Here is a 23,691-nt window from a genome sequence, read left to right as displayed (position 1 = left end):
AAGGGATACCTTATGGCTCTAGAAAAAACGTTTTCTATCGTTAAGCCCGATGCAGTAGAACGTAACTTAATTGGTGAAATTTATCACCGAATTGAAAAGTCAGGTCTAAGAATCATTGCCGCTAAAATGGTGCATTTGACAGAAGAGCAAGCGAGTGGCTTTTATGCTGAACATGAAGGCAAAGAGTTCTTCCCAGCATTAAAAGAGTTCATGACCTCTGGACCTATCATGGTTCAAGTACTTGAAGGTGAAAATGCGATTGCTCGTTACCGTGAGCTGATGGGTAAAACAAACCCCGAAGAAGCAGCGTGCGGAACGATTCGTGCCGATTACGCACTCAGCATGCGTTACAACTCAGTTCATGGTTCAGATAGCCCTGTATCGGCTGCTCGTGAAATCGAGTTCTTTTTCCCTGAATCTGAAATTTGCCCTCGCTAGAGTATTCAGTGGGTAATGAGTCATTAATATACCCAGTGACAGATTTATGACTAATAAAAAGGAAGCTCCGGTTTCCTTTTTTTGTCTCCGCTATTAAATATTGGGTGTGATTAAAAAATAACCAACATAAAATTAATGCCTTAACAAAGTCATGGATTTACAACTCTTGTTGTCCCCGAATAAAGGCTGTACAATTCGCGCCCTTAAATATCGTTCCATCATTGAGAGGCAACATGTCCACTGAAAAAGTAAATCTACTCGATTTTGATCGCAAAGGTCTGCGTAAATTTTTTGCTGAAGAGCTTGGCGAGAAAGCGTTCCGTGCCGATCAATTAATGAAGTGGATGTATCACTTTGGTGTCGATGATTTCGATGCAATGAACAATATTAATAAAAAGTTACGTGAAAAATTGAAGCATCGTACAGAAATCAAAGCACCTACTGTTGCAGATGCTCAATATTCTGAAGACGGCACCATCAAATGGGCAATGCGCGTTGGTGATCAAGATGTAGAAACGGTTTATATCCCAGACGGCGATCGAGCGACGTTATGTGTTTCTTCTCAAGTGGGTTGTGCACTTGAATGTAAATTCTGCTCAACCGGCCAGCAAGGTTTTAACCGTAACTTAAAAGTATCGGAAATTGTCGGTCAAATCTGGCGTGCCGCTCGTGAAATCGGTTTAGAAAAAGAGACAGGTCGTCGTCCAATTACCAATGTCGTTATGATGGGTATGGGTGAGCCTCTTCTTAACATGAAAAACCTGATTCCATCGTTAGAAATCATGCTCGACGATCTTGGTTTCGCGTTATCAAAGCGTCGTGTAACCGTATCAACTTCAGGTGTCGTTTCTGGTCTTGATCAAATGACTGATAACATCGATGTTGCTCTCGCTATTTCTTTGCATGCGCCAAACGATAAATTGCGTAGCGAAATCATGCCGATTAATGATCGTTGGGATATTGAAGCTTTCCTTGCGTCGGTACGCCGTTATATTGCCTCTTCAAATGCAAACCGCGGGCGTGTAACGGTTGAGTATGTACTGCTTGACCACGTCAACGACGACATGGATCACGCGCATGAATTGGCAGAACTATTGAAAGATACGCCTGCGAAAATCAACTTAATTCCGTTTAACCCTTACCCAGGCTCTCCATACAAGAAGCCAAGTAACTCTCGTATTGACCGTTTCATGAAAACATTGATGCAATATGACTATACCGTTACGGTAAGAAAAACACGTGGTGACGACATCGATGCTGCATGTGGTCAGCTAGTGGGTGATGTGATCGATAGAACTAAGCGCACAAAGCAGAGACAAGCGGGTGAAACGATTCCTGTGAAAGCTGTGTAGAGCAATAAGCCGCTACAATCTGAAAAGCCAAAAGATGCACTCTTTTGGCTTTTTTGTATTTTAGGTCGCGGTTTTGGGGGATCATCGAGCTTTTTGTTAATTAAACACGCTGTTTATTCGGACATTTCCGTTAATTTTTGGACAAAAGTTTGAGTTCGCTGTAAATTCTAATGCAGAGTTTTTACCTTGTTATGAGATTCGCTTATCATGACTTTTTTACTTGGAAGTAAAAAATAAGTTTGATAGGGATTATCGGCAGCATGTAGAGAGTTTTAGAATCGTTAGTTTTCCGCTTAATAGACCACTATTTATCGATTTCACTTACTAACAATAAAACTTTTTTCAGCTGTAATACACGAGATCATTCATTTACATATCGTGAGCGTCAATACGCATATACCAATAAATAGAATTAAAAAGGTAGGCGTAGTGTTTAGTTCAGCTGACGATATCAGATTAAGAAGTACATTACAGATGACGACGGAACAAGAAAGCTGTACAGATCAAGCACCAGTACAAATAGAAGCTGGAACGCTACTGAAACAAAAACGTGAGCTGCTTGGGTTAAGCCAAAAGCAGATAGCCGATCGTTTAAGATTACGTATTTCGACCATCCAAAAAATAGAAAATAATGAATTTGAATCCGTTCAAGTGGCGACGTTTACTCGTGGCTACCTAAGATCATACGCTAAAGCTGTTTCTCTTGATGAAAAAGAGGTACTTTCCGCTCTTGATCATACTGGCGATGCTCAACATAAAGAGCAAGAGATGCAAAGTTTCTCGCGCAAAACCAAAGTAGAGAAGCATAACAACAGAATTATGAAGCTGACTTGGGGCATTTTCGCCATTATTGCGGGTATTTCCTCGCTATGGTGGTGGCAAAACCAGCAACAAGATACGCTGACCATATCATTGAATGAAACGACTGAGGCCAAGGCTGAAGTTAAAGATTTAGCTGAACCAGCTGCCGTTGATACGATCAGCACTGAATCAGAAGAGTTAGTCGCGCCCGCTGTTGAGGATACGCTATCTCAAGATGCAAATGATTTGACGTCTGAAGTACCTGTGGCAAACAGTGTTGAAGTTGACTCAGGTTCAGCCGATTTATCTTCTAATATCGCCGCGTCTGAGCAGATTCAAGAACCGGTAGTTCAAGATAAGATGGTACAGCCAACTGCGACGGCTACGATCAGCACACCAACCACCGAATCGAACACTTCCGCTGACTCAAATGAGAAAGCGATCAGTATGACTTTTACATCGGACTGTTGGATCTTATTGAAAGATTCTAATGGAAAAACACTTTCTACGGGTGTTAAAAAAGCAGGGCAAACCATTCAATTGTCCGCGATTGGACCTGTAAAAGTGATTCTAGGCGCGCCAGAAGGCGTATCAATGACATTTGCGAGTGAACCTGTCGACCTTTCTGGGTATACTTCAGGGAAAGTAGCAAGATTCACCTTACCTTAGAAGCCAATATGCAATACGAATCCCCAATTATTCGCCGTCCATCATCACGTATTTACGTTGGTGATGTGCCGATCGGTGATGGTGCGCCAATTGCGGTGCAATCCATGACCAACACAAGAACAACTGATGTTGAAGCAACGGTTGCTCAGATTAAAGCACTGCAAAATGTTGGTGCCGATATTGTTCGGGTTTCTGTCCCAACAATGGATGCAGCAGAAGCATTTAAGTTAATCAAGAAACAAGTATCGATTCCTCTGGTTGCGGATATCCACTTTGATTACCGTATTGCCTTAAAAGTGGCGGAGTACGGTGTGGATTGTTTGCGCATCAACCCTGGTAATATTGGGAGCGAAGAGCGTATTCGTAGTGTTGTTGACTGCGCTCGTGATAAAAATATTCCGATTCGTATCGGGGTTAACGGTGGCTCACTAGAAAAAGAAATTCAAGTGAAATACGGGGAACCAACGCCAGCGGCTTTAGTCGAATCAGCTATGCGTCATGTTGATATCTTAGATCGTCTGAACTTCGATCAATTTAAGGTCAGTGTGAAAGCGTCAGATGTCTTTTTAGCGGTTGAGTCCTATCGCTTGCTAGCAAAAGAGATTATCCAACCGCTCCATCTTGGTATTACCGAAGCGGGTGGTGCTCGTGCTGGCGCGGTTAAATCTTCTGTTGGCCTTGGTATGCTGTTAGCTGAAGGGATTGGCGATACGCTACGTATCTCTTTAGCGGCGGATCCTGTCGAAGAGATTAAAGTAGGTTTTGATATATTAAAATCCCTACGAATTCGTTCTCGCGGTATTAATTTTATCGCTTGTCCTAGCTGTGCTCGTCAAGAGTTTGATGTGATCAACACAGTGAACGCATTAGAAGAGCGTTTAGAAGATATTATTACCCCTATGGATGTCTCTATCATTGGCTGCGTCGTCAATGGCCCAGGTGAAGCGGAAGTTTCTCACATGGGAATCGCTGGTGGTAATAAGAAGAGTGCGTTCTATGAAGATGGTCAACGCCAAAAAGTCCGTTTCGATAATGATGATCTTGTAAATCAGCTAGAAACCAGAATTCGTGCTAAAGCGTCAATGCTTGATGAAAATAATCGCATTGATGTGAAAAGCGTAGAAGAATAATTACTCTCAACGAGATATTACGGTAAGTATTGTGGCAAAAACTATTCAAGCAATTCGAGGCATGAACGATTGTCTCCCAACTCAGTCTCCACTTTGGCAAAAAGTTGAAGGCGCAGTTAAAAATGTTATCAGCGCATATGGATACAACGAAGTTCGTATGCCAATCGTTGAGATGACGCATCTATTTAGCCGTGCAATTGGTGAAGTCACCGATGTGGTTGAAAAAGAGATGTACACATTTGAAGACCGTAATGGCGATAGCTTAACTTTACGTCCAGAAGGTACTGCGGGCTGTGTTCGCTCTGGTATCGAAAATGGCCTGCTGTATAACCAAGAGCAACGCCTTTGGTATATGGGGCCAATGTTCCGTCATGAGCGTCCACAAAAAGGTCGCTACCGTCAGTTCCACCAGTGTGGTGTAGAAGTGTTTGGTCTAAACGGCCCTGATGTTGATGCTGAGCTTATCATGATGACGGCTCGCTTATGGCGCGAACTTGGTATCGAGAAACATGTACGTTTAGAGCTTAACTCGATTGGTTCACAAGAAGATCGCGCGAACTACCGTACTGCTTTGATTGCATTCTTAGAGCAGCATATGGATGTACTCGACGAAGATTGCAAACGTCGTATGCACACTAATCCATTGCGTGTTTTAGATACTAAAAACCCAGCTGTTCAAGCGATTTTAGGGGATGCTCCAAAACTAGCAGAATATTTAGGCGAAGAGTCAAAACAACATTTTGCAGGTTTGTGTGAACTTCTTGACGCTGCGGGTATCGAATACCAAGTTAATCAGCGTTTAGTTCGTGGTTTAGATTACTACAACCGCACGGTGTTTGAGTGGATCACTGAAAGCTTAGGTGCTCAAGGCACGGTTTGTGGTGGTGGACGTTATGATGGCCTAGTTGAACAGCTTGGTGGTAAAGCAACACCTGCAGTTGGTTTTGCTATGGGCTTAGAGCGTCTCGTTCTGATGATGGAAACCCTAGAGCTGACGGATGTTCGCCGTAGTGTCGATGCTTATATCGTGACGTCTGGTGAAGGCACCATGATGGCAGGAATGAAGCTCGCAGAGCAACTACGAGAATCCATACCAGGTGTTCGAGTAATGAATCACTTTGGCGGTGGCAACTTTAAGAAGCAGTTTAAACGTGCAGATAAAGTTGGTGCCGTTGTGGTTATGATGCTTGGTGAGAGTGAAGTCGCAGACAATACCGTCGTCGTTAAAGATTTGGTTCGTGGGGAACAAGAAATTGTTGCACAAACTGAAGCGGCAACGAAGCTAAGCAGCTTACTATAGAAAATATTTATTGAGGGGTGAGAATAAGCTCGTCCTTCAATGGTTAGAATTAGTCTGAAGTGATCAAATTGAATCCACTTTAGAAACAGAATAAAAGAGGACAGGAAGTGGAACTCTACGATAGCGAAGAACAACAAGTTGAAGCGATTAAAGATTGGTGGAAAGAGAACGGTAAAGCGGTAATTTTTGGTGCAGTTCTTGGCTTAGGCGGTCTTTTTGGCTGGCGCTACTACCAAGATGCAGCTCTTGAGGCTCGCGATCTTGCTTCTGAAAGCTACATCAAAACCATCACCACACTGACTGAGCAAGGTGCAGACGCGCAAGCTCAAGTGCAAGGTTTTATTGATGAAAACCAAGATATCGAATATTCGGTATTAGCGGCACTTCAACTCGCAAAAGTTCAAGTAGATGCAGGCGAGTATGACAACGCGCTTAAGCAACTAGAGTGGGCGAAAGCGTCAACCAAAGATGCCGCTTTAACACCACTAGTTAGCTACCGCGTTGCTCGTATTCAAGCTGAGCAAGGTAACCTAGATGCAGCGATGGCTGAACTCAATACTATCACTGATGATAGCTGGACAGGTCGTGTTGCGGAACTTCGTGGCGATCTAGCACTTCGTCAAGGTGATAAAGACGCAGCTTACCGTGCTTACTCTGAGGCTCAACAAGCCGCTGATGCAAGCCAAGGCCTCAAATTTAAGCTTGATGATCTTGCTAAATAAGGGCAATCATTGATGAAAAAGATGTTCAACAAAGCTCTCCTCTGCGCTGTCGTCATTGGTACAATGGCAGGTTGCGCAAGTGAAGAAGATACGGTCATCATGGCTCCTGTGCCAGTGGTATCGAGCGAGTTTACGCCTAGCATCGACTGGTCTGCATCGATTGGTGATGGTGTCGGGCACTATTTCTCGAAGTTAACGCCAGAATTAGCTTACAACAAAATCTTTGTCGCAAGTCGCGATGGTGTTGTCAAAGCATTAGATCCTGAAACAGGCAAAGCGATTTGGGAATCGGATCTTGAACAAGATGTGATTGCTCGTTTATCCGGTGGTTTAGTTGCCGCTTACGGTCAAGTTTACATCGGTAGTGAGAATGGTGAAGTCATTGCTTTGAACCAAGAAACGGGTGAAGAAGCGTGGCGTGCTGAAGTGAATGGGGAAGTATTAGCGGCACCTGTGGCCGAAAATAACTTAATCATTGTTCATACTAGTCGCGGAATGTTAATTGCGCTAGATAAAGAGAATGGTGAGCAGAAGTGGACGATCAGCACCGACGTTCCTAACTTAACATTGCGTGGTGATAGCTCTCCCGTTGCGGTTTCAGGCGGCGTGTTCTGGGGAACGGCAAACGGACGTTTAGCCGCAGCCATTGTTGAACGTGGTCAGTTAATTTGGCAACAACCCGTTGGAACACCAAAAGGCGCGACTGAAATTGATCGGTTGGTTGATGTCGATGCTTCTCCGATTGTGTTAGGTGGAAAGCTGTATACCGTTGGTATTAATGGTCAGTTAATGTCGATTGATCTTCGTTCTGGAAAGCCAGTTTGGAAGCGTAACTACTCTTCTGCTATCGATATGGGAAGTGACGGGCGAAGCTTGTTTGTTGTGACTGATAAAGATCATATCGCAGCGGTAGATGCTCGAAGTGGTACAGAGCTTTGGAGCAATGATCAGTTAGAAAACAGACTGCTAACGGCACCTAGCCTTATTAATGGCTATGTCGTTGTGGGTGACAGCGAAGGCTATCTACACTGGATCGATCGTAACTCTGGTGAGTTTGTCGCACAGCAATTTGTCGATAGCAGTGGTTTTGCCATTGGTCCTATAGAACTGGAAAATGGTTATTTAATCGTCACACGTGATGGTGATGTAAAGAAACTGCAGATCAAATAAGATAACGTGATATAATTCACATTCGGCTCCTAGTTGGTAACAGCTAGGAGCTGTTTTATTACTGAAATATGGATATCAGTAAAATAAAATATTGTGTGGTTATAGGTAAATACACCAAGAATGGTATTAGAATTTACCTATAACTACATCAGACTAGAAAATTTTAGAGGTTGTTATGGTTCCTGTTGTTGCTCTTGTTGGGCGTCCTAATGTAGGTAAATCTACGTTATTTAACCGTTTGACGCGTACTCGTGATGCGTTGGTTGCGGATTTCCCTGGTTTAACACGAGACCGTAAGTATGGCCATGCTCATTTGGGTGAACATGATTTCATCGTAATCGATACTGGCGGTATTGATGGAACGGAAGATGGTGTTGAAACTAAAATGGCTGAGCAGTCGCTAGCGGCGATTGATGAAGCTGATGTTGTGCTATTTATGGTAGATGGCCGTGCGGGTCTGACACCTTCTGATGAAGCCATTGCAACGCATTTACGTAAAATTGAAAAACCATTCATGCTTGTTGTGAATAAAGTGGATGGTATTGATGCGGATGCTGCTTGTGTTGAGTTCTGGAAACTTGGCGTATCAGATATGTATCAAATTGCCGCGGCTCATGGCCGTGGTGTGACGGCGATGATTGATCTTGCGCTGACACCATTTGCTGAAAAACTTCAGAATGAAAGTGGCGAAATTGTTGATCTTACAGATATTGAAGATGCTGAAGAAGAGCAACTTGAATACACTGAAGCTGAGGCTGAAGAAGAGTACAAACGTCTACAAGAGCAACCAATTAAACTCGCAATCATTGGTCGTCCAAACGTAGGTAAATCTACACTGACTAACCGTATTCTGGGTGAAGAACGCGTTGTGGTATACGATATGCCAGGTACGACTCGTGACTCTATCTATATCCCAATGCAACGTGATGAGCGTGAATACGTATTGATCGATACGGCGGGTGTTCGTCGTCGTAAGAATATCAATGAAACAGTAGAAAAATTCTCAGTAGTGAAAACACTGAAAGCCGTTGAAGATGCAAACGTTGTGTTGCTGATCATTGATGCTCGTGAAAATATTTCAGATCAAGATCTCAGCTTACTGGGCTTTGCTCTGAACTCTGGTCGTTCTATTGTTCTTGCCATTAATAAATGGGACGGTTTGGATACCGATACAAAAGAGAGCGTGAAGAAAGAGCTCGATCGCCGTTTAGGCTTTGTTGATTTTGCTCGTATTCACTTTATCTCAGCTCTACACGGTACAGGTGTTGGTCACTTGTTCGAATCTGTGCAAGAAGCTTACAAATCAGCGACGACACGTGTTGGTACTTCTGTTCTAACTCGTATCATGAAAATGGCAACGGATGATCACCAACCACCATTGGTTCGTGGACGTCGTGTCAAACTGAAATACGCGCATGCGGGTGGTTACAACCCTCCAATCGTTGTTGTTCACGGAAACCAAGTTAAGTCGCTTCCTGATTCGTACAAACGTTACTTAATGAACTACTACCGTCGTTCTTTGGAAATCATGGGTACACCAATTCGTATTCAGTTCCAAAACAGTGACAACCCGTTTGAAGGTAAAACAAATAAAATGACATTATCTCAAGAACGTCAACGTAAACGCGTGATGGGAATGATGAAAGGCCGTAAGAAGTAGTTACCGGTCAAATGTGAAATGAATAAAAAAAGCGCCTTCGTTATGTAGATAACGGGCGCTTTTTGTCTATCTGAAGGCGATAATTCTCCTCGGTAGCGACGAACACTAATTTAAGAAGGTTATGCCATGCAAATAAGACCAACAAAAACCATGTTTTGCCACGATATTTGGCAGCTAGAGTCTGAAATTCAACTAGTAAGCAGACAAGATGATCAGACTTACATTGTTGTAAGAGAGACGCCGTTTCACCCTGTCAGTCATATTTGGCCAGATCATCCGGCAGATAAAGGCACGATCAGTTTTGGCGAACATGAATATTGTGTGGCAGATTGTCAGGTTGGGGCGGTTGAACATGAAAGTGGGACATTGTATGTAGGGAAAGCGATCCCTGTAAAACGCGACACCGACGGTTGGAGCTTTGTTGTCGTTCACTGCTTGTCTGGCTCAGAAGCTGATTTAAATGTAGGAAATGTCGTTTGCCTTAATGTTGATAAAGAATACCAACAGAGCTTAAGCCGTGGGCATAGTGCAGGCCACATTGCTTTTTTAGCATTGAACAAGGTACTTGCGCAGAGCTACTGGCGAAAAGATGCAGATCGAAAAGATCCTTTAGGGAATTTTGACTTTAATAGCTACGCACAAGAAACCAGTTTTGTGACACCTGACCGATGCGATGATGTGTATCGACTTGGGAAAACATTAAAAAAGCGTGGGCTTAATACTGCAGAAGTTTTCACTGAATTGGCGGATATTGAAGTAAAAGTTAATCAACAAATTGGTGAATGGTTATCAACAGAGAGTATGGTCAGCATGAGACTAGAAGGTGAAAGCTTAACGGACTCTAGATATTGGCAATGGCAACTCCCAGGGCATGATTTAGCGGTTATACCTTGCGGTGGAAGTCATATTTCATCGACGTCCGAGTTGGGTTCAATCTGTGTTTCTCTTATCCAGAAAGATGCACAAAATATTGAAATGCACACCCATGTAAAAACGATATAAGCCATACTCCGACCTTTTTAATGTGCTGAAAAAACTTTAACTAACATTGTTATTTAGAGTTTTTGTCTGCTCAAAATTGAAATGCAGCATATGTAACTTATGCTTTCGGTGTGTGGTGATATAAATATTCTTTTAGGGGTAGATCGCTGATCAATCTAGATAAAGCAAAAGATCATATAACGATCTTTCACTCTGTATCGCTGTACGATACTTATGCTATCATCGCGTCGCAATAGATCATGATGAGTTCATCGAAATAATAAATAGTAGAAAGCAGTTTAAGTATGGAATACCTTTTTTTATTAGACGCGCACCGTTCGGTGAACGTATTACTGCATAAATTAGCCCTTGGTATGGAACGAACGGTACTGAATCGAGAAATCATACAGTTGACTGAACATCTGTTTGGAAAACGTAAAGCGTCGATATTAATGCTCAATTCAGAATCTGAAACCTTGCATCTTGAATACGCTCCCAATTTGCCTAGCTTTTATAGTCAAGCCATTGAAGGTGTCGCTATCGGTGAGAATGTTGGTTCGTGTGGTGCTGCTGCTTTCTTAAAAAAACCGATTATTGTCGATGATATTAATACACATCCCAACTGGTCCCCATTCACCGAGTTGACTCAACAGGCAAATCTGCATGCATGTTGGTCAGTTCCTATCATGACCTCTAAAGGCTCAGTATTAGGAACATTTGCTATTTATAGTGAGTATCCATCCATACCGAATGAATTTGAGTTAGAGATTTTAGATTTATTAGCCTCGTTGTACTCTGTTGCCTTAGAGAAGTATGAACTGGAAGTACAGCTAAAATTTCATGCAGACAGAGATTCGCTGACTCATTGTTATAATCGCCGAGCTTTATTGAAGAAAGCGTCACTGCTTCTTAAAGAGCGCTGCTTTGGTCAGAAGATAATGGCCTGTTTGTTCATTGATATAGATAAATTTAAGTATATTAATGACACTTTTGGTCACCAATTAGGCGATGAAATCTTAATAAAAGTGGCTGATACATTAACGGATTCAATGGTGCACTGTGCCAAAATTGGGCGCTATGGTGGTGATGAGTTTGTCGCATTTAGCTGTTTTACTTCGGAGCAAGAGGCTCAACAGTTTCTTCTTTATCTGAATGAACAGTTAGCAGCTGTATTAAACGTGAATAATCATCAATTTTCAGTGAGTGTTGGCATGGCATGTAGTAAGCAAAATGAAGAGGTTGATCTGCCTTTTCTCATTGCTCAAGCCGACAAAAATATGTACAAAATTAAACAGAATAAAGTGAAGTGGTGATCTTATGAGTGGAAATATTTGCCCGAAGTGCGAACAAGAATTAGATTGGGATGGCCGTTACGTATGTAAACCTTGCAATCAACACTGGACAAAATCTGCGTTTTGCCCTGAGTGTGATGCGGAGTTAGAAAAGCTTCAAGCTTGTGGTGCTGCAAGTTACTTCTGTAATGCAGCATGTAACGAATTAAAATCTAAATCACGCGTGAAGTTCGTATTTACAGCCGTTGAGTAGTGTAGTCTGCCACTGTATTGAGATAAAAGCCTAAATATCTTCTCTTGTTTTCAGAGATATTTAGGCTTTTTCATTTAAGTTGGAAATGATTCGCTTTCTAGCTTGAAGCCGGAGTGATGGAGACGACATTTGAGTGGATAATACCATCTTCTACTTGTGTGGTAAGTGCTTCTCCCACCGATACATCTTTCACCGATGCGATGACACGGTTCTCGTTATCTGTAGAGTGCGTAATTGAATACCCACGTTTGAGCGTCGCTAACGGACTTACGGTTTCAAGCTTCTCTGCTGCCATCGCAAGTTGGTGTCTTGTCGTCAATAGCTTTCGATCCATCGCGTCTAATAAGCTCTGCTCAGCCTTCTGCATTTTTAGTTTTTGCTCGGCCAATCGCCTAATTGGAGAGTTAAGCTGTAAACGATGCTGTTTTCGTTCAACACCTTGTTGATGCCCAGAAATAAATCTTTGAATAGAAAGGTTTAATCTGTTTTCCAGATCATCTAGTTGCTGGCTCTGACGTTCCAATTGATAGCTAGGGTGGTGTTTCTCTAGCGTATGCGATAAGTGCTGAATTTGATGGCGTTGATCTGATAAGTAGATCTGTATCGCGGAAGTAAGCTTTTGTCTTCTACTATCAATAGACTGAGTTTTGTTGCCTTGATCTCTACTGACTAATTCTGCAGCAGCGGAAGGAGTAGGAGCACGCATATCGGCAACAAAATCAGCAATAGTAACGTCGACTTCATGCCCTACGGCACTAATGATTGGGATTCTGCTCGCAGCAATTGTGCGGGCAACGATCTCGTTATTAAAGCACCATAGATCTTCTAGAGAGCCACCGCCACGACCAACGATCAATACATCACATTCATCACGTTCATTTGCTCGTCCAATCGCCTGGGCTATTTGAATGGAGGCACTATCGCCTTGCACCATGGTTGGGTAAACAATGACTGGCAAGCTAGGATCTCGTCGTTTGAGTACATCTAGGATGTCAAACAGAGCTGCCCCTGTTTTAGAGGTGATAACACCAACGCATTTAGGGTGATCTGGAAGAGGCTGTTTATTACTTTGAGCAAATAACCCTTCAGCCGCAAGGTTCATCTTTAGTTGTTCGAACTCTTGTTGTAACCGACCATCACCTTCTGGTTGCATACTTTCGATGATTAACTGGTAATCCCCCCTTGGTTCGTACAGGGATAAGCGAGCTTTAACCAGAACTTGATTGCCATTGGCTGGTTTGAAGGTGACACGGCGGTTATTGCCACGGAACATGGCGCATTTTACTTGAGCGCGAGAGTCTTTAAGAGTGAGGTACCAGTGGCCAGATACAGGCGCAGAAAAGTTGGAAATTTCGCCAACAAGCCAAACAATCCCCATCTCATTTTCGAGTAATAGGCGAACTTCTGCGTTGAGGCGTGAAACGGTAAAAATATTGTTATTGCTCAGGGAAGACACGGCTAATCTCAGGGGACGTAAATATGGAAATTAGCCGCAAGATAATACATAGCAAGGGGGGGAATGCAAATTTAAAATAAAAAAATGTGTGGTCAAGCGATTGCGCTGTGCGTATAATCCGTCTGCAATATCAAATCCAAATCACTTTATTATGCGAAACGATAGAGTGGGATTTACTCCCTTTAACATCAACTATGTTGTGAGATATTGCAAATGCTACGAATTGCCAAAGAAGCTTTAACGTTTGACGACGTTTTACTTGTCCCTGCACACTCCACTGTTCTTCCAAATACCGCTGATCTTCGCACTCAGCTAACGAAGAATATTTCACTAAATATTCCTATGATCTCAGCATCTATGGATACAGTGACAGAAGCGCGCCTTGCGATTGCACTCGCGCAAGAAGGTGGAATCGGTTTTATCCACAAAAACATGTCTATTGAACAGCAAGCTGAGCAAGTACGCTTGGTAAAAATCTTTGAAGCAGGTGTTGTCTCTGCTCCGGTTACTGTTCGTCCTGATGCGACTATCCTTGATGTAAAAGAGTTAACAGAAAAGCATGGATTCGCTGGTTTCCCTGTCGTTTCTGAAAATAACGAACTTGTTGGTATTATTACTGGCCGTGATGTTCGTTTTGTGACTGACCTTTCTAAGAAAGTTGACGTAGTAATGACGCCTAAAGCTCGCCTTGCTTCTGTTAAAGAAGGTGCAACTCGTGAAGAAGTTCAAGAGAAAATGCACGAAGCGCGCGTTGAAAAAGTTCTTGTTGTTAATGATGACTTCCAACTAACTGGAATGATCACTGCAAAAGATTTCCATAAAGCAGAACGTAAACCAAACGCTTGTAAAGATGAGCGCGGCAGCCTACGTGTAGGCGCAGCTGTTGGTGCTGGTGCGGGTAATGAAGAGCGTGTTGCTGCTCTTGTTGAAGCTGGCGTAGACGTTCTACTTATTGACTCTTCACATGGTCACTCTGAAGGTGTACTTAACCGTATCCGCGAAACTCGCGCCGCATACCCTGATCTACAAATCATCGGTGGTAACGTCGCAACTGGCGCTGGCGCTCGTGCTCTTATCGACGCAGGTGTAAGTGCAGTTAAAGTGGGTATCGGCCCTGGTTCAATCTGTACGACTCGTATCGTTACTGGTGTTGGTGTTCCTCAAGTAACAGCAATCGCAGACGCAGCTGAAGTGGCTAACGAATACGGTATTCCAGTCATCGCAGATGGCGGTATCCGCTTCTCTGGCGATATCTGTAAAGCTATCGTTGCTGGCGCATCTTGTGTGATGGTTGGTTCAATGTTCGCTGGTACTGAAGAAGCTCCGGGTGAAGTCATCCTTTATAACGGTCGTTCTTACAAGTCTTACCGTGGCATGGGGTCTCTTGGCGCTATGTCTCAAGGTTCTTCTGACCGTTACTTCCAATCTGATAACGCTGCAGACAAGCTTGTTCCAGAAGGTATTGAAGGTCGTATCGCATACAAAGGTCGTCTAAAAGAGATCGTTCACCAACAGATGGGCGGTCTACGCTCAAGCATGGGCCTAACCGGTTCTGCAACTGTTGAAGACATGCGTACTAAAGCTGAGTTTGTTCGTATCTCTGGTGCGGGCATGAAAGAGTCTCACGTACACGATGTTCAAATTACCAAGGAAGCGCCAAACTATCGTTTGGGTTAATAGCTAACCACATTATTTTGAAGCTTATGGGGATGATTAATCTTGTCCTCATCCAATAAATTAATTTTTGAGATTTCCCCCAAATGACAACTAACATCCATGATCAACGTATTCTTATTTTAGATTTCGGTTCTCAGTACACTCAACTTGTTGCTCGTCGCATCCGTGAAATTGGTGTTTACTGTGAGCTATGGAGCTGGGACGTAGAAGAAGCAGATATTCGCGAATTTAATCCAGATGGCATTATTCTTTCAGGCGGCCCTGAAAGTGTAACGGAAGAAAACTCGCCACGTGCTCCACAATATGTATTTGATTCAGGTGTTCCTGTCTTTGGCGTATGTTACGGCATGCAGACTATGGCTGAGCAACTTGGCGGTAAAGTATCAACGTCTACTGAGCGTGAGTTTGGTTACGCTGCAGTTCAAGTGACGGGTGAATCTGCGTTATTTAAAGATCTTGAAGCGACTCAAGATGTTTGGATGAGTCACGGTGATAAAGTGACAGAGATTCCTTCTGATTTCGTGAAAATTGCAGAAACAGAAACTTGTCCATACGCTGCAATGGCGAATGAAGAGAAAAAATACTACGGTGTTCAATTCCACCCAGAAGTAACGCACACCAAGAACGGCCTAAAAATGCTTGAGAACTTCGTTCTTAACGTTTGTGGTTGTGAAGGTCTGTGGACTTCAGCGTCAATCATTGAAGATGCCGTTGCACGTATTAAAGAGCAAGTCGGTGACGATGAAGTTATCCTTGGTCTTTCTGGTGGTGTTGACTCATCTGTTGTTGCAATGCTTGCCCACCGTGCTATCGGTGACAAACTAACATGTGTATTTGTAGATAACGGCCTTCTTCGTTTAAACGAAGGTGAGCAGGTTATGGAGATGTTTGGTGACCAATTCGGGCTAAATATCATCAAAGTGGATGCTGAAGACCGTTTCCTTGACGCTCTGGAAGGCGAAGCGGATCCTGAAGCTAAACGTAAGATCATCGGTCACGTATTCGTCGATATCTTCGATGAAGAGTCTAAGAAACTGAAGAATGCTAAATGGCTTGCTCAGGGTACCATCTACCCAGACGTAATCGAGTCTGCTGCATCTAAGACTGGCAAAGCACACGTAATCAAATCTCACCACAACGTTGGTGGCCTTCCTGATGATATGGAAATGGGCCTTGTTGAGCCTCTACGTGAGCTATTTAAAGATGAAGTACGTAAGATTGGTCTAGAGCTTGGTCTTCCATACAACATGCTTTACCGCCACCCATTCCCGGGTCCAGGTCTAGGTGTTCGTGTTCTTGGCGAAGTTAAGAAAGAGTACTGTGATTTACTGCGTCGTGCTGATGCTATCTTCATTGAAGAGCTTCACGCTGCTGACCTTTACCACAAAGTATCTCAAGCATTCACGGTATTCCTACCTGTACGCTCAGTTGGCGTAATGGGCGATGGCCGTAAGTACGATTGGGTTGTATCTCTACGTGCTGTAGAAACGATCGACTTCATGACTGCTCACTGGGCACACCTACCATACGACTTCCTAGGTAAGGTATCTAACCGTATTATCAACGAAGTTAACGGCATTTCCCGTGTTGTTTACGATATTTCTGGTAAGCCACCAGCAACAATTGAGTGGGAATAATCCTCAATTGTAAGCGATAAGATTCAATCATATTAACCAGCTTTCGGGCTGGTTTTTTTATACTTTTTTTTTGAACCTACCTATCAATCCAACCTGACTCAGATGTTAGGCTTACGTAATTAATACTAACCGACTCGCAGTTCCTTAATGACGGCTAAATCAGAGCTACAGGTATAAGCTATTTGCTGTTTAGCTTAGTGGGATTTTATTACCTTAAGGGATTGGTAAATGAACAAATTTAACTATCTTGCCGTCATGGTTGGGGTCGCGGTTAGCCAGCCTGCACTTGCTTCTATGAATATACAGCCAGATCCACAAAATCCAACGGGCTACGTTGTTTCACGTGCTGAGTTACAAGCCATAGAGCAGCAGAAAACAGCAGACCCAATGTATGCTATCTGGTCGAAAGCGTTACAAACTCGCACCAATACGGTGGTTGAAGCGATCGAGCCCGGTTTGAACTCAAATCCTGAAAACGTAAAGCGTGTTGAGCATGTTTTCCCTCAATCTGAATGGGATTTTCTCACCCAGATGGCGGCGCCAGAATACACATACCAACGCTTTTTACGCGCTATCGGTAAGTTTCCCGCATTTTGTGGTGAGTATACCGATGGGCGAGACTCTGACGCCATTTGTAAAAAATCGATAGTGACGGCTTTTGCACACTTTGCGCAGGAGACCGGAGGGCATATTGCTAAAGAGAACACTTGGGACAATCCGCAAGGTTTAGAAGAGTGGCAACAAGCATTAGTGCATGTTCGTGAAATGGGTTGGTCGGAAGGGCAAGCAGGGTATACCACGGGTTGTGGGCAGAACGATTGGCAAAATGCTCGTTGGCCTTGCGCGGCAGGTCAAGGGTATTTTGGTCGTGGTGCTAAGCAACTCTCTTATCATTTTAACTACGGTGCATTTTCTGAAGTGATGTTTGATGGCGATGCAACCGTGCTATTGAATAATCCCGGTCTCGTTGCGGATTCGTGGTTGAATCTTGCTTCTGCCATTTGGTTTTTTTTAACGCCACAAGCACCAAAACCCGCGATGTTACACGTTATCGATAGAACGTGGTCACCTTCAGTCCGAGAAACAGATGCGGGTATTGGTTACGGTTTTGGTACCACAATCAACGTGATCAATGGTGGTATTGAGTGTGGTGCTCAAAATCAAGATAAAGGGCAGCCTGTCAACCGCATTCGTTACTGGGAGGGCTTGTCGGATTATTATCAAATTCCAGTTGAAGCGGATGAAAAGAACACATGTTGGCAGCAAACCCCCTATGGAAGTTTGAACCTTGATGGTGCAAAAGATGTGCTTTATACCAACTGGGATGGTAACTGGAAGTATTATGTGGATCGCCCTGGAGGAGTCTCATTTGAATGTGAGTTAGTCGGCTTCCAAACGGCATATTCAGCATTAGTTGAAGGTGATTATGAAAAGTGTGTGGCTAATTTTTATGGCTCTCACGCGAATTGGCCTGAAATCCGAGTGGTGGATAAGCTTGACCCTGTAGAACCTACCGATCCAACGAACCCTGTTCCCGGAATTGATAGTTGGGATGCAAATAAAGTCTATACAGGTGGCGATCAGGTGAGCTACCAAGAGAGCGTCTATGAAGCGAAGTGGTGGTCACAAGGCAATGTTCCTGCGAAAGGTGATCCGTGGAAGTTAGTTTCGGGCTCCCCAATACCAACAGAACCTACACCGACAGAACCAACCCCGGTAGATCCTGAGCCGACAGACCCTAACCCTACAGAACCTCCCGTTATTGACCCACCGGTCGTTGAGCCCCCTGTAGCGCCAGTGCCGGATACTTATATCGAGTGGAAACCTGGCGTTTCTCAAGTCAGTAACGGTGAGAAAGTGACTTATCTCGGAAAATGTTTCATAGCAAGAAATGGCCCAGGAGTATGGGAGTCACCATCGAGGAGTAATTGGTTCTGGGATGAAATTGTGTGCCAGTAAAGGTAATGAAGTACTTTGATGTGAGCAAAAGGACTTAATCCTGATTATCCAGTAATTATAGTGGTATAAGCCAAAACAGCAGGCGTTATCTTTAGGTTAGCGCCTGTTTACTTTGTGAACAAGTTAGTGTGTTATTTTGCAATCTTAGTTTTCGTTATCGTCTTTTCCTTTTTCCTCTTAGCTCCATTAAACTCCGCGCGTAATTTTTACTAATATTTTTGAAAGGTACTCCTTCATGTCAACAAAATTAGCAAACCCGGCTCCACTTGGCCTTATGGGTTTTGGTATGACGACAATCCTGCTTAACATCCATAATGCAGGTTTTTTCCCAATTGATTCAATGATCCTAGCAATGGGTATTTTCTACGGTGGTTTGAGTCAAGTGCTAGTTGGCATGATGTGCTTTAAACGTGGTGATACATTTGGTACTACAGCATTTACCTCATATGGTCTATTCTGGCTAACACTTGTTGGACTTATTGTTATGCCACACATGGGTCTTCCTGCTAGCCCTGCTGGTTTCATGGGTTGGTACTTACTGCTTTGGGGCGTATTTACAGGCTTCATGTTCATCGGTTCACTATGCTACCCGAAAGCAAAACAAGTGGTATTTGCTTCACTAACCGTACTTTTCTTCCTATTAGCGGCTCGTGATTTTACGGGTAGTGAACTGATCGGCACTATTGCTGGCTTTGAAGGTATCTTCTGTGGCGCATCTGCAGTTTACTTTGCAATGGCACAAGTACTGAACAACGAATTTGGCCGTACTGTTTTGCCTGTTGGCGAACCGACAATCGGTCGTACTGTTGCTGCTCAAACTGCAACAGCATAAGTTATCGTCTAAATATCATTGTTAGAAGATAAAAGAAAAGGGTTAGCGATTAAGCTAACCCTTTTTCATATCCACTGCCTTTCTTAAATTTATCTAGCGCTATATTTTTTAGGTAACGTCTAGATTGTCATCTACCTTGTTAGGTCGATGGTTGTTCAACCGCTTGGGACTCTTTTTCTTTTGAGGTTGGAGCCTGACCAGTTTTACGTTTGTACTTCTCTTCCCAGTAAGTTGCCCCTTCAATACCAAGTTTAACAGGGTTAAATGTATATTCAGTGACACCTGCTCGCTGCTGCTCTTCATAATCATGCAGAGCTTTAACCGCAGGCTTAGACATGAAGAAGATAATGATAATACCGACGATGTTTAACCAAGCCATTAAGCCTACACCCACATCACCCATTGCCCATGCAAGGTTCGCTGTTTTTACTGTGCCATAGAAAACGGCTGTGATGAGAACCGCTTTTAGAACAAACATCATTCCAGGAATTTTGATGGTACGACGTAGGTAAGCGATGTTCGTCTCAGCAATGTAGTAGTAAGCAAGAATCGTAGTAAATGCGAAGAAGAATAGTGCAAATGCGATGAACGGTTTACCGATACCAGGCATTGTGCTTTCAATTGCCATTTGCGTAAATACAGGGCCATTAGCACCAATATTGGCAGCAAGGTTTTGTACTAAGAATACACCTTCTGCACCACCATGAACGTTATAAGCACCAGTGATGATGATCATAAATGCGGTCGCAGAACATACTAGAAGCGTATCAATGTAGATGGAGAATGCTTGAACGAGACCTTGTTGAGCTGGGTGATCAACACTTGCAGCCGCTGCTGCGTGAGGACCAGTACCTTGACCCGCTTCGTTTGAGTAAACACCACGTTTAACACCCCAACCAATTGCAGCACCAAAGCCAGCCATTGGTGTGAATGCATCACCAACAATCATTGCAAAAACAGCAGGTACTTGACCAATGTTTAGAAGAATAATGACGAAAGCGACAATGATGTAAGCCAATGCCATGAATGGCACTACGATTTGAGTGAAGTTTGCAATACGTTTAACACCACCGAAGATGATGAAAGCAAGAATGATTGCGATAACAGTACCAGTAAAAATTTTGGCAAAACTAAAGGTGCCGATAGCTGTTTCGATCATGTCGCCAGAACCGAACGCCGCTTCTACTGCGTTACCGATACTGTTCGATTGCACGCCTGGAAGTAAAATACCGCAAGCGAAAATAGTTGAAATAGCGAAGATCCAAGCGTACCACTTTTGACCCATCGCTTTTTCAATGTAGTAAGCAGGGCCGCCACGGAACTGACCTTCATCTTCTTCTTTATAGATTTGAGCCAGTGTTGATTCTGCGTATGCTGTTGCTGCACCGAAGAAGGCAACCACCCACATCCAGAATACCGCACCAGGGCCACCAAAACCGATAGCAGCAGCAACTCCAGCGATGTTACCAGTACCAACACGACCAGAAAGCGATACCGCAAGTGCTTGGAAAGATGAAATACCTTTGGTTGAACTTTTTCCTGATAGGAGTAAACGCCACATTTCAAAGAAGTGACGGACTTGTACAAAGCGGGTTAGAACCGAGTAGAACAATCCAGCACCTAAGCACAAATAAATCAGTACTGGGCTCCAGATTATTCCATTCAAAAAATCAACTATAGACTGCATGAGTATTTTCCCTGTTTAGTAATTGTATGGCTCTTGTGTTTCTTATGGTTGTTTTGTGTTCGATATATTAATCGACTTGTAACTCATTTGTTAACTGATTTATCTGTTTTAGTCTCGTAGCGTGACTACGGACACAAAATGCTAATAAAATGTTAAAACGCAGTTGTATCACTCCGTTAACGGTGGTGACGGTCATAGGTTTCGACAATGAATGACTATGCCTGTCGACGAATGTCTATTCACATTTTGATTTTCCCGCTAGCTTTTCATGCTAGATGAGGGGCGATTTTTGAATTTAATAACTGCTAATATTCATCTTGATGCATCTTTTAAGATTGATACCGAAACATATTGAGATCCGTGTCGTCGATCTCGCAAGGCGATCCAGAAACGATATCGGCAAGTAATTTTGCGGAGCCACAAGCCATTGTCCAACCTAAAGTTCCGTGTCCGGTATTGGTATAGAGGTTCAGGAAAGGGGTCTTTCCGATAATCGGTGTCCCGTCTGGCGTCATTGGGCGTAAACCTGTCCAAAATTCAGCATCATCAAATTCACCCGCTTGAGGAAAAAGATCACGTACGACCATTTCGATTGTGGCTTTGCGCTTTTCTGGTATTGAATAGTCATAGCCTGTTAGTTCAGCCGTACCTGCGACTCTAATTCGATCACTGAAACGTGTGATGGCGACTTTATAGGTTTCATCCATTACCGTTGATAACGGAGCTTGGTCCGGATCCTTGATTGGAGCGGTGAGTGAGTAACCTTTAACAGGGTAAATAGGAATGTTAATCCCTAACGGATGAAGCAGCTCAGTAGAGTAACTGCCCATAGCGACAACATATTGATCGGCGGTGAAAGTACCTTGATCGGTTTGGACACCAATGATGTGGTTATCTTCATATAATAGTTGTTCAATTTGGGTATTGAACTTAAAGGAGACCCCTGCTTTTTGGGCAAGCTCAGTCAACTGCTGGCAAAAGAGAAAGCAATCGCCGGTTTCATCCCCAGGAAGAAGTAAGCCTCCCACTAATTTTTCTTGTACAGCGGCTAACCCCGGTTCATGAGTAATGCAGCCTTCAATATCAAGCATTTGGTAATGGGTGCCACTCTCTTGTAAGAGTTTGAGGTCTTTTTGAATCGCTTGTAGTTGTTTCTGGTTTCGAAAAACTTGCAGTGTCCCTTTCTGTCTTCCTTGGTAATTAAGTTGATACGTTTCTCTTAAATCCGCTAAACATTGACGGCTATAGTTGGCAATGCTCAGCATGCGCTGTTTATTTTTGTTATATCGTGAGGCACTACAATTTATCAGCATTTGAGAGGCCCAGCTTGCGAGCTCGGGAGAAAGAGAGGGCTTTATCTTCAGTGGCGCATGCTCTTGGAATAGCCATTTTAACGCTTTTTGCGGGATCCCCGGAGCTGCCCAAGGGGAGGAGTAGCCATAGGATATTTGTCCTGCATTGGCAAAACTGGTCTCTTCAGCACTGCGGGGTTGACGATCAATGACCGTAACTTGATGGCCTTTGTTGGCAAGATACCAAGCAGACGTTACACCTACTACTCCTGAACCTAAAACGATGATTTCCATTATTATTCCTGCCCATTATGCATTGAATCGTCGACTGAAGGTGTCTAATTCTTAATCTTTGTTACTGGCGAAATAGTGAGTGCTTTACATTTTTATAACAATCGATATTATTTGAATCCTGTTTATAGAAATTCTAAAGGCTGGTGGTTGTGAAGCATGTAAAAAGTAGCATGGGAAGTGGGTTGATTACTTTTGTCGAAACTGCCAAACATCGTAGCTTAACCAGTGCCGCAAAAGCGTTATGTGTAACGACGGGTGCGGTAAGCCAGCAGTTGATTCAGCTTGAAAATCAATTAGGTTTCACTTTATTTCATCGGCACTCAAGAGGTATTCAATTGTCTGATGAGGGGAAAGAGTTACTTGATGTCGTTGAAAGCAGTTTAGAAGATATTGATAGCGTGATTGATAAGATATTGACGTCAGAAGTGGACAGTAATGAGATCCGTTTGAAGCTCACTCCATCTTTCGCTTTTAAATGGTTAGTGCCACGTTTAGAAAATTTTCATAAGCAATACCCAGATATTCAAATACAAATATTTGCGGAAGGAGCGTTGGTTGAAAGTGAGATAAAAGACTATGATCTTGCGATCGATTATGGCCCACTTACTCATAAACATGCTGACTCAATGTTATTGAAGCCTGAATTACTGATGAAAGAGAAGTTGCTGCCGGTCATGAGTCCATCATATTTAAAAGGACATCCACAGTTAGAATCGACGAGTTTACAGCATTCTGATTTCGACTCAGTTGTATTGCTACATGATGCGATGCCGTGGGACAACGCGAGCAGAGATCTAGAGTGGAAATCATGGGCTTCAATCTATGGCGTTGAAATTAAAGTTAATCAAGGCCACTTCTTTAATCGAACTGATATGGCGATGTCGGCTGCGGAAGCTGGCGTTGGAATTGCGATGGCTCGTACCGCATTAATTCAGGATGAGCTACGAACCAAAAGATTGGTCACACCTTTTGAGCCCATACCTGCAGGAGCCGGTTATTTTCTAATATCCAATACCACATCACCAGCTGTTGAAAAATTCACGGCATGGTTGAGAGTGCAAATTAAGAATGAGTCCTGAAGCTCTGCCT

General features: G+C 43.3%; 19 protein-coding genes. 16 read left to right on the top strand and 3 right to left on the bottom strand.

The window, feature by feature from the left end; genetic code table 11:
* Positions 1-12 precede the first annotated feature (12 nt).
* The 11 genes from ndk to OCV39_RS11510 all read left to right on the top strand — a co-directional run bounded on the left by ndk (position 13) and on the right by OCV39_RS11510 (position 11,768).
* Positions 13-438: a nucleoside-diphosphate kinase gene (gene ndk / locus OCV39_RS11560; protein ID WP_017053768.1), complete on the top strand. Its 426-nt coding sequence runs from the start codon at positions 13-15 to the stop codon at positions 436-438.
* Between the two features lie 233 nt (positions 439-671).
* On the top strand, positions 672-1,790 hold the full coding sequence (locus OCV39_RS11555; RefSeq protein ID WP_017053769.1) for a bifunctional tRNA (adenosine(37)-C2)-methyltransferase TrmG/ribosomal RNA large subunit methyltransferase RlmN: 1,119 nt from the start codon (positions 672-674) through the stop codon (positions 1,788-1,790).
* A gap of 474 nt (positions 1,791-2,264) precedes the next feature.
* Positions 2,265-3,260, top strand: coding sequence for a cytoskeleton protein RodZ (gene rodZ, locus OCV39_RS11550; protein WP_017053770.1), 996 nt, complete (start codon positions 2,265-2,267; stop codon positions 3,258-3,260).
* A gap of 8 nt (positions 3,261-3,268) precedes the next feature.
* Entirely contained in the window at positions 3,269-4,390 is a 1,122-nt protein-coding gene (gene ispG, locus OCV39_RS11545; protein ID WP_261888507.1) for a flavodoxin-dependent (E)-4-hydroxy-3-methylbut-2-enyl-diphosphate synthase, read from the top strand.
* Between the two features lie 31 nt (positions 4,391-4,421).
* On the top strand, positions 4,422-5,690 hold the full coding sequence (gene hisS, locus OCV39_RS11540; protein ID WP_017053772.1) for a histidine--tRNA ligase: 1,269 nt from the start codon (positions 4,422-4,424) through the stop codon (positions 5,688-5,690).
* A 107-nt stretch (positions 5,691-5,797) separates the two neighbouring features.
* On the top strand, positions 5,798-6,412 hold the full coding sequence (locus tag OCV39_RS11535; RefSeq protein ID WP_171756925.1) for a YfgM family protein: 615 nt from the start codon (positions 5,798-5,800) through the stop codon (positions 6,410-6,412).
* A gap of 12 nt (positions 6,413-6,424) precedes the next feature.
* Positions 6,425-7,582 (top strand): outer membrane protein assembly factor BamB, encoded by a 1,158-nt coding sequence (gene bamB / locus OCV39_RS11530; protein ID WP_171756924.1) that lies wholly within the window; start codon positions 6,425-6,427, stop codon positions 7,580-7,582.
* Between the two features lie 175 nt (positions 7,583-7,757).
* Entirely contained in the window at positions 7,758-9,242 is a 1,485-nt protein-coding gene (gene der / locus OCV39_RS11525) for a ribosome biogenesis GTPase Der (protein WP_017053775.1), read from the top strand.
* A 126-nt stretch (positions 9,243-9,368) separates the two neighbouring features.
* Positions 9,369-10,244, top strand: coding sequence for an alanyl-tRNA editing protein (locus tag OCV39_RS11520; RefSeq protein ID WP_261888506.1), 876 nt, complete (start codon positions 9,369-9,371; stop codon positions 10,242-10,244).
* A gap of 284 nt (positions 10,245-10,528) precedes the next feature.
* A complete protein-coding gene (locus OCV39_RS11515) occupies positions 10,529-11,536 on the top strand; it encodes a sensor domain-containing diguanylate cyclase (RefSeq protein ID WP_261888505.1) in 1,008 nt (335 codons plus the stop codon).
* Between the two features lie 4 nt (positions 11,537-11,540).
* Positions 11,541-11,768, top strand: coding sequence for a zinc ribbon domain-containing protein (locus OCV39_RS11510; protein ID WP_017053778.1), 228 nt, complete (start codon positions 11,541-11,543; stop codon positions 11,766-11,768).
* Positions 11,769-11,865: 97 nt separating this feature from the next.
* On the opposite strand, the gene xseA is transcribed toward OCV39_RS11510, so the two are convergent.
* Positions 11,866-13,215 (bottom strand): exodeoxyribonuclease VII large subunit, encoded by a 1,350-nt coding sequence (gene xseA / locus OCV39_RS11505; RefSeq protein WP_261889513.1) that lies wholly within the window; start codon positions 13,213-13,215, stop codon positions 11,866-11,868.
* A gap of 222 nt (positions 13,216-13,437) precedes the next feature.
* Between xseA and guaB the strand changes: the two genes are divergently transcribed.
* From guaB to OCV39_RS11485, 4 genes are all read left to right on the top strand, one after another.
* Positions 13,438-14,901, top strand: a complete 1,464-nt coding sequence (gene guaB, locus OCV39_RS11500) for an IMP dehydrogenase (RefSeq protein WP_017053780.1) — start codon at positions 13,438-13,440, stop codon at positions 14,899-14,901.
* 83 nt (positions 14,902-14,984) lie between these two features.
* Positions 14,985-16,538, top strand: coding sequence for a glutamine-hydrolyzing GMP synthase (gene guaA, locus OCV39_RS11495; RefSeq protein ID WP_113796563.1), 1,554 nt, complete (start codon positions 14,985-14,987; stop codon positions 16,536-16,538).
* A 228-nt stretch (positions 16,539-16,766) separates the two neighbouring features.
* Complete coding sequence (locus OCV39_RS11490) at positions 16,767-18,497, top strand: chitinase (RefSeq protein WP_261888504.1); 1,731 nt, start codon at positions 16,767-16,769, stop codon at positions 18,495-18,497.
* Between the two features lie 235 nt (positions 18,498-18,732).
* Positions 18,733-19,329: an acetate uptake transporter gene (locus OCV39_RS11485; protein WP_261888503.1), complete on the top strand. Its 597-nt coding sequence runs from the start codon at positions 18,733-18,735 to the stop codon at positions 19,327-19,329.
* A gap of 139 nt (positions 19,330-19,468) precedes the next feature.
* On the opposite strand, the gene OCV39_RS11480 is transcribed toward OCV39_RS11485, so the two are convergent.
* The gene (locus OCV39_RS11480) at positions 19,469-21,016 is read right to left on the bottom strand and encodes an alanine/glycine:cation symporter family protein (protein WP_017053784.1); all 1,548 of its coding nucleotides are present in this window, start codon (positions 21,014-21,016) and stop codon (positions 19,469-19,471) included.
* Positions 21,017-21,345: 329 nt separating this feature from the next.
* The gene (locus OCV39_RS11475) at positions 21,346-22,602 is read right to left on the bottom strand and encodes a D-amino acid dehydrogenase (RefSeq protein WP_261888502.1); all 1,257 of its coding nucleotides are present in this window, start codon (positions 22,600-22,602) and stop codon (positions 21,346-21,348) included.
* 170 nt (positions 22,603-22,772) lie between these two features.
* Here OCV39_RS11475 and OCV39_RS11470 point away from each other — a divergent pair, with 170 nt between their 5' ends.
* Positions 22,773-23,681 (top strand): LysR substrate-binding domain-containing protein, encoded by a 909-nt coding sequence (locus tag OCV39_RS11470; protein ID WP_261889512.1) that lies wholly within the window; start codon positions 22,773-22,775, stop codon positions 23,679-23,681.
* Positions 23,682-23,691: the final 10 nt, after the last annotated feature.

The organism is Vibrio cortegadensis (assembly GCF_024347395.1).
In the GTDB taxonomy this organism is placed as follows: domain Bacteria; phylum Pseudomonadota; class Gammaproteobacteria; order Enterobacterales; family Vibrionaceae; genus Vibrio; species Vibrio cortegadensis.
This window is presented reverse-complemented; position numbering and strand designations above follow the sequence as displayed.